Source organism: Nitrospira sp. BLG_2 (assembly GCF_049222245.1).
Map to the genome: position 1 here is coordinate 1 of NZ_JBLYIG010000295.1, position 6,870 is coordinate 6,870.

8 protein-coding genes are annotated in these 6,870 nt (G+C 55.3%); all 8 read right to left on the reverse strand.

Translation table 11 applies throughout. The features are described 5' to 3' along the window. Positions 1-203 precede the first annotated feature (203 nt). Entirely contained in the window at positions 204-767 is a 564-nt protein-coding gene (locus ACOSYY_RS08160; RefSeq protein ID WP_421661773.1) for a DUF4142 domain-containing protein, read from the reverse strand. Positions 768-1,047: 280 nt separating this feature from the next. Further along, a complete protein-coding gene (locus ACOSYY_RS08165; RefSeq protein WP_421661774.1) occupies positions 1,048-1,593 on the reverse strand; it encodes a DsbA family protein in 546 nt (181 codons plus the stop codon). Positions 1,594-1,759: 166 nt separating this feature from the next. Next, entirely contained in the window at positions 1,760-2,590 is an 831-nt protein-coding gene (locus ACOSYY_RS08170) for an SRPBCC family protein (protein WP_421661775.1), read from the reverse strand. 335 nt (positions 2,591-2,925) lie between these two features. Further along, positions 2,926-3,369, reverse strand: coding sequence for a DUF4383 domain-containing protein (locus tag ACOSYY_RS08175; protein ID WP_421661776.1), 444 nt, complete (start codon positions 3,367-3,369; stop codon positions 2,926-2,928). A gap of 71 nt (positions 3,370-3,440) precedes the next feature. Further along, the gene (locus tag ACOSYY_RS08180; RefSeq protein ID WP_421661777.1) at positions 3,441-3,956 is read right to left on the reverse strand and encodes a hemerythrin domain-containing protein; all 516 of its coding nucleotides are present in this window, start codon (positions 3,954-3,956) and stop codon (positions 3,441-3,443) included. Between the two features lie 54 nt (positions 3,957-4,010). Next, on the reverse strand, positions 4,011-4,619 hold the full coding sequence (locus ACOSYY_RS08185) for a ferritin-like domain-containing protein (protein ID WP_421661778.1): 609 nt from the start codon (positions 4,617-4,619) through the stop codon (positions 4,011-4,013). Between the two features lie 233 nt (positions 4,620-4,852). Continuing rightward, complete coding sequence (locus ACOSYY_RS08190) at positions 4,853-6,604, reverse strand: thiamine pyrophosphate-dependent enzyme (protein ID WP_421661779.1); 1,752 nt, start codon at positions 6,602-6,604, stop codon at positions 4,853-4,855. A 51-nt stretch (positions 6,605-6,655) separates the two neighbouring features. Continuing rightward, the coding region (locus tag ACOSYY_RS08195; RefSeq protein ID WP_421661780.1) for a DUF72 domain-containing protein at positions 6,656-6,870 on the reverse strand (215 nt) is incomplete at its 5' end.

Consider the following 6,870-nt stretch of genomic DNA (forward strand, 5'->3'; position numbering starts at 1 on the left):
CCTGATCGTTAAAAAGGTTTGACGGCATCGCCGGGCCTCGGCTTGTTCCCATGTCGATTCCACTCTACTCGTCGGTCGGCGCGCCCCTTGCCCCTGAAAGACGCAGCGGGCGCCGACCGATCCATTTTACGGCTCCTTGTCGACGGGAACAAATCATGAGCAGGCGATGGGCCCTCAATATGGATGAATCCTCACCTCATGGACTAAGGATTCGTTTGCAGAGAATGTGACACCTGCCGGGCTTGATCACGATGTTCCTTCAAGGTCGGCAAGGTGGAGGTGAACCATTCCCTGAGATCCGGGTATCTCATCGTTTTCACATGCTGCTGGAATTCCTCCAAGGTGGTCTCATGATTTTTCAGGGTGAAATCCATGTAGGCTCGATCGAACTCATGGCCGGATAATTTCGACATCTCGTCAACCCTTTTCTGGTCCTCCGGAGTAAGTTTCGTGGGCAGCGGCACTTGGTGTTTCGATGCCAGCTGTTCCGCCTCCCGGCGGACCTTCTTGTGGTCTTGGACCATCTTGGCGCTGAATTCCTTTACCCGTTTGTTTTCGGCTCGTTGTGCAGCCAGTTGACCCAGAGCGATCGCGACTTGCTGCTCTTCGGCGGCTATAGCGAGGAACGATTGGGTATCCGCTTTAGGATCCAATTGCTCCCCTGTAGGATCCGATTTCACATCCGATTGCGCTTTCAGCACACCCGTGAATAAGAAGACGCTTAAGACAACACTCGTGGAGACCGCTGCGAAGGTCGTTCGAGACATGGGATGCTCCTTGGATGAGGTGAGTAGCCTCTGGTTGGATCTCTCTTTCCAGCCAGTTTTCCGGATGCTCTCCAACGCCAGTGCAAATCATGGACCGGAAGTTGACTTATCCCTTATCGGTTCAGGACCATGCGCTGAATCCCCTGACTTTAGAGCAGGCGCCGCGTCGCGCCGACTCGCTCGCTGAGAAGTCCGCTGGTACGCCATCGTTTAAGATAATTTTAGTAGACAAGATGTCCGCATGGAGGACAGGCCTTCTTTCAACTTCCACGATTTCACTTTATCGCTTCTTTACTTGCCTCGATACCGTTTGCTCCAGGTCATTGCTGTCCGATACCAGCGCATGATTCACGAAGAATGTGGGCGTCCCCTGCACTCCGCACCGATGGCCGGACAGCACATCACGCCGTACTTTCAGCACACCGGCTCCTGCATGCAAGTCGTCCTTAAAGTGCGGTACATCCAATCCGGCCATCGCGGCATAGAGATAGAGATCATCTATTTCGAGATGCGCTTGGTTTTGGAACAGCACATCATGCATGGGCCAGAAGCGGTTTTGCAGAGCGGCGGCTTCATAGGCTTCCGCGGCAAGTTGCGCATGCGGATGTTTCTCGGCCAGAGGAAAGTGCCGGTACACGAACCTCACATGATCGGCGAATCGAATACTCAATCCACTTATGAGAAAGTACGCTTGGCGGCAGTCCGGACATTCGAAATCGCAGTAGGTGATAACGGTAACCGACGACGCCCTGTCCCCCATCACATGATCGTCCGGCAACACGAGAAGGTCATATCGATCACACGTGTTGCGGGCCGCCCTCGGCATAGAGTTTACACTTTCCGGTTACCGCCCATGATGACCAAGGAGCGGTTCTTCCTCGCCATGTGTAACAGGTTCAATACTCTATTGAGCCGTACAAGCTCATCGGGAGGGATGGTGAGCGGAGGGTGGAACCGATATCTCAAGAACATCATCTGTGACATGACGTTCTCTATTGGGCGCCGGCGGGAGAAAAGACGCCCGTCTCTATCTGTTCTTTGAATCGCTGCAGATCCGCGGCAATCTTCGTATTCGGGTCTTCTCCAAACCATTTGGCCACGGCGGCGCCGAGTTTGCCACCGGGAGGTTCGTACTGCAGCGTCACGGTCACCCAAGTTCGATTCCCATCATCCGTCGGCTTGAACTCCACCGAGCCGGTATGGTCCACATCTGAGTCCTGCAGTGATCTCCATCCGATTCGTTGATTCTCCACATCGTTGATGATCTCGGCATCCCATTCCACCTTGGGTGCGCCGGGCACCGTCTTCATCACCCAGTGGGATAGTCGATCATTGATGACCTGCACAGAATCAAGATGGTTCATGATACGGGGAAGATTATCCAATAACCTCCAACACCGATAGAGCTCATCGGGCGGCCGATTGATCTCGATTGACCTTTGAATCTTCGTTGCGTGGTCCGTCCGCACCTTGCGCCGTCCCAATCGGCTCGTGTCGGTCGGCCCGCCCGCCTGCTGGCCGCCGCTCGTATCGATCCCCATGGCTCCGAACGCCGGACAATAGCCGCTCACCGCTCTATAAAAAAGACTCCCACCCATTATGGCCAGGACCGCGCCCCTCCAATTACGGCGAGACAGCCCGCCGGCAATGAAGACCATTCCTGCAATGGCGGATAGCACGCGCTGCACGTCGCCGATGTTTTCCCGGTGAACATCACACTCCGCTCGTTCTTCGTCCCATCCTAAATCTTGCGTATTTATTCGGTACTTTTCTTTTCCAGACGGATTCCCGGTCATTGGCTTCCCTCCTCGCTTTCTCTTCATATTTCGTTTCCTGCTCATACATTTATGGAGCGAACCTACGTTGTTTCGTAGTGCAAGAGGCAGGCCGTTCAGATGCGTGATGACCGAAGATACAGGGAGTTTACCGGGGCGAATTTCTCATGGAAATACGCAATCGCGGCATTTTCCACAGCGGGTGCTCACAGATGAAGCTTGAAACTCGCGCGATGTGTCCTTTATCCGGACAGCTTTTCTTCGAAGACCCAATCGAAGGGGGCGATCACGCCGGTATGCCGGTCCCTGTCGGAAAGACATGAATTGCGTATGAGGGCGACAGCCTCTACCCGGAGGCCGTCGCCTCATTGCGGTGGAGAACCTCAAGCGGCTCGGCGATAGCTTTCCGCTATTTCGTCGGCTTGTGCTTGCTTGCCATACCCATAGTAGGCGGCAAAAGCCGCAGTGCCGCCATGGAGCCATACGTCCCACCCATGTAAAGGGGCTAAGCCGAACATCATACTGAGCGGCTGGATGACACCCATTATGGCCAGGAGGCCGTACAACCATGTCAGTCCTCTAGCGAAACCTCTGGCCTGGCTCACGCTGCGGGCCAAGGTTAGTCCCGCAATGCCCACTCCGAGGTGGACCAGATTATGAATCCAGTTCACCGGAAACAGACCGAACAGAAGACCGTAACCGCCGTCCGCGAATAAACCCGGCACGGCGTTGGGGTGAGGAGTCGACACGAACGCTGGTATGAACCCCAGGACTCCCACCACCAGGAACAGGACTCCGATAAATTGCGCGAATCTACGACTCGTCATGCAGTCGTCACCTCCTTTTATGATAACCGATCACTCGCAAGTGTCGCGCCTCTTTTGGCTCCGTCCGGTCATTATGCCGCCCGGCGATGGCCGCGGGAGGACTTTGACATCATTCGTTCTTTGATACTCATAGCTTCCTGCCCTAATTCCTCCCAATCGATATCCGCATTCTCCGCTTCTGGAAACATTTCCTTTTCTTCCTCTTCTATATGGTGCTTCACGAGTTCGCTCATCACCGTAAATTTGGCCTTGTACCCCTTGGCCGACGCCTTCATTTTTTTGAGTTCTTTGATCAGCATCCCGACCACGTGATGCTCTTCATTGGCTTCATCGACCAGGTCTTCTTCGCCGGTCGCTTCTCGGATGGCGGGATACACGAGGCTCTCCTCAATTTTCGTATGGATCTCCAGAGCCTTGATGGCCTCGTCCGCGATCCCCTGCCGAGAACGGCCGTCCGCTTCTTCAAACGATTGAAACAATTGCTCCACTTCTCGATGATCCTCTTTCAACAGTTCCAAGGCGTTGACGGACTCTTGTTCCGACATATCTTCATTGTCTTGATTCGATTGCCGTTGCTTCTTTGCCATCGGGGTCTCCCTCCTTGTGTGTTATACATGTCCCGCCGACCAACGTGACCTCCATCACGATCCGACTTGTTCTCGTTCTGTCCGCCCCGGCGTCTCATCGCTGAAGTACAAATGCCGCGAGCCCTGGTTGGTGTCCGGTTGGACGGCAAACAACAGGTCCGCCAGTTCGTCCGCGTGCTCTTCCTCCTTCGCCAAGATACCTTCCATCATGACTCGGGAAGTCGTATCCTTGTCGCCGAAGTACCGCACCATTTCCCTGTATGTCTCGATGGCGATCCGCTCGGCGATCAAATCTTCGCGTATCATATCGGCTAAAGACGTGCCTTCCCGGTACTCGCTGTGGCTACGTTCCGCGATGACCGAAGGATGAAGTTCGGGCTTGCCTCCCAACTGCTTGATGCGCTCCGCGAGCTGATCGGCATGGTCCTGTTCTTCTTGGGCATGCTGAAAGAATTCTTTGGCCACGGAGGCCGAATGGATGCCCGTCGCCATGAAGTAATGAAAGCGATAACGGAGCACACACATATATTCGGTGGCCAACGCGTCATTGAGGATTCGTACGACTGGATCACGATCGAGCGCGTAGTCCTTGGTGAACGCACCTTCTTCAATGTGCCGACGAGCCCGCTTTCGTATTTCCTCGATGTTGGCGATAAAATCCATGCCGTCCTCCCTTCCCTCCCATAGATGGCGTTGTATCTTGTCTGTCGTGACTGCCCCCTGCTGATTGCACAAACTTTGCCTTGTCCGCTCTAGGTGGCCGCGAGAAAGGGCGCACGTTTAACCTTGGAAACGTGACCACACCAAGCGACGCTGTCGGGAACAATTTGTCTAGTGAGGGACAATTTGCACTGGAACCGACGGCGCGCAGGAGTATCCATGCGGCGATAGACAAGTTACACCACTTCGCGAATCTTGTTCTCTAAGACCGTTTTCACGATTTCCAAGCGCTCTTTTTGTCCTCGAGCCATGGCTTTGGCGAACTGCCAGGCCTGGTCCGTCGTGATTTTCCCCGGCAACGGCGGTTCATGCGGATCGACCACCGCTTCGATCAGGACAGGCCCCGGCTGCGCAAAAGCTTCTTGGAGAGTTTCCCTCACGCGGGCCGGGTCGCTCACGGAATATCCGACGGCCCCGCATGCGCGGGCAAATGCCGCAAAATCGATGGCGTGCAGCTCCACGCCGTATTGAGGATTTCCCTCGAAGGCAATCTGCTCCCACTTGATCATCCCAAGGGAGTTGTTCTTGATGACGATGATCTTGATCGGCAGCTGATATTTGACCGCGGTCGCCAGTTCCCCCATCAACATGGTAAACCCGCCGTCTCCCGCGAAGCAGATCACTTGTCGACCGGGGAAGGCAATCGCCGCCCCGATGCTATACGGCAGTCCATTGGCCATCGTCGCCAATGTTCCCGATACGGAAAACTGCATGGTGCCGCGCACCCGGATGTGCCGCGCCGCCCACGTCGTCACCGTTCCGGTATCGCAACAAATGATCGCATCGTCCGCGAGTACATCGTTGAGCGCATGGGCGATGACTTGTGGTTTCATGGGTATGTCATCGCGCGTGCCTCGTTCTTCCATCAGGGTATCCCACCGGACTTTCCGCTCTCGTGCCCATTCGATGAAACTTCTGTCCGATTTCGGGGAAACCAACGGCAACAGGGCCCGTAGAACGTCCCAACATTGCCCGACAAGTCCGACATCGGCCGGATATCGCAATCCGATCCTAGCAGGGTCCAGATCGATTTGGATGGCCTTGGCCTGTCCGGGCTTTGGATAAAACTCGAGGTACGGAAAGCTGCTCCCTGCGATGAGCAACGTGTCGCACTGCTCCATTACGTCCTGCGATGGAGCCGTGCCTAACAGACCGATCCCTCCGGTCGTGTAAGGATGGTCGTCCGGCACAACCGCCTTTCCGAGCAGCGGCTTCACGATCGGTGCTCCGAGTTGCTCAGCCAATGCGACAATTTCATCACGTGCCGACAAACAACCTCGTCCCGCTAAAATGGCCACCTTGGTTCCTTCATTCAATAATGCAGCCGCTCGCGCAAGTTGCGCCTTTCCGGGAAGCGGCAACGCTTCGTTGAACCGATCACCGCTGTGTTCGGCGACATTCGCCTTGGATCGCATTCCATTCGCGGTCCAATCTTGAATGTCCTTGGGAATCGTGATGTGTGAAACGGTGCGTTTGGAAAGGGCGGTCTTGACGGCCTGATCGACCACGTTGCACACATGAGTCGGACCCATGACACGTTCGCTGAAGGTAGCCACATCGCTGAACACACGGCCGAGATCGATGTCCTGCTGGTAATGGGTGCCGATCAGATCGTGGAACGTATGACCTGTGATGGCCAACACCGGTTGTCCGTCAAATTTGGCATCGTATAAGCCGTTTAAAAGATGGATTCCACCCGGACCGGACGTGGCCAAGCAGACGCCCAGCCTCCGCGTGAATTTGGCGTATCCGCACGCCGCCAATGCCGCCGCTTCCTCATGGCGGACTTGTACCAATCGAATGGCGTCTTGATGAGTTCGCAAGGCTTCGTAGAGACCGTTGATCCCGTCACCCGGAAGGGCAAAAATAGTATCCACATTCCAATCGATGAGACGTTCCACCAAGATATCCGCGACTGTCGCCGCCATGATTTGTCCTCTCTATTGACTACTCACCACAGCCATGGGGTATCGCAGGTCTCAGCTGCTTCCCTGCACAACGAGTCGCTTCAGTTCCTTCGCGTTCTTCACGGCATAGGCGGCCTCGTCGTTGTCGAAATAGACATAGGCCGCTACCAAGCGGGGACTCCAACGTTCGAGACGCCGAGCCCAACTCTCCAAGACGGTGTGCGAATAGTCTCCTTGATATTTTCCGCCGGGCCCATGGAGCCGGACATAGACAAAGTCGGCCGTTA

Excerpts from the sequence above, each read along its gene's own strand:
- ACOSYY_RS08170 (WP_421661775.1), bottom strand. The coding sequence starts at position 2,590 with ATGAAGAGAAAGCGAGGAGGGAAGCCAATGACCGGGAATCCGTCTGGA.
- ACOSYY_RS08165 (WP_421661774.1), bottom strand. The coding sequence starts at position 1,593 with ATGCCGAGGGCGGCCCGCAACACGTGTGATCGATATGACCTTCTCGTG.
- ACOSYY_RS08160 (WP_421661773.1), bottom strand. The coding sequence starts at position 767 with ATGTCTCGAACGACCTTCGCAGCGGTCTCCACGAGTGTTGTCTTAAGC.
- ACOSYY_RS08185 (WP_421661778.1), bottom strand. The coding sequence starts at position 4,619 with ATGGATTTTATCGCCAACATCGAGGAAATACGAAAGCGGGCTCGTCGG.
- ACOSYY_RS08190 (WP_421661779.1), bottom strand. The coding sequence starts at position 6,604 with ATGGCGGCGACAGTCGCGGATATCTTGGTGGAACGTCTCATCGATTGG.
- ACOSYY_RS08180 (WP_421661777.1), bottom strand. The coding sequence starts at position 3,956 with ATGGCAAAGAAGCAACGGCAATCGAATCAAGACAATGAAGATATGTCG.
- ACOSYY_RS08175 (WP_421661776.1), bottom strand. The coding sequence starts at position 3,369 with ATGACGAGTCGTAGATTCGCGCAATTTATCGGAGTCCTGTTCCTGGTG.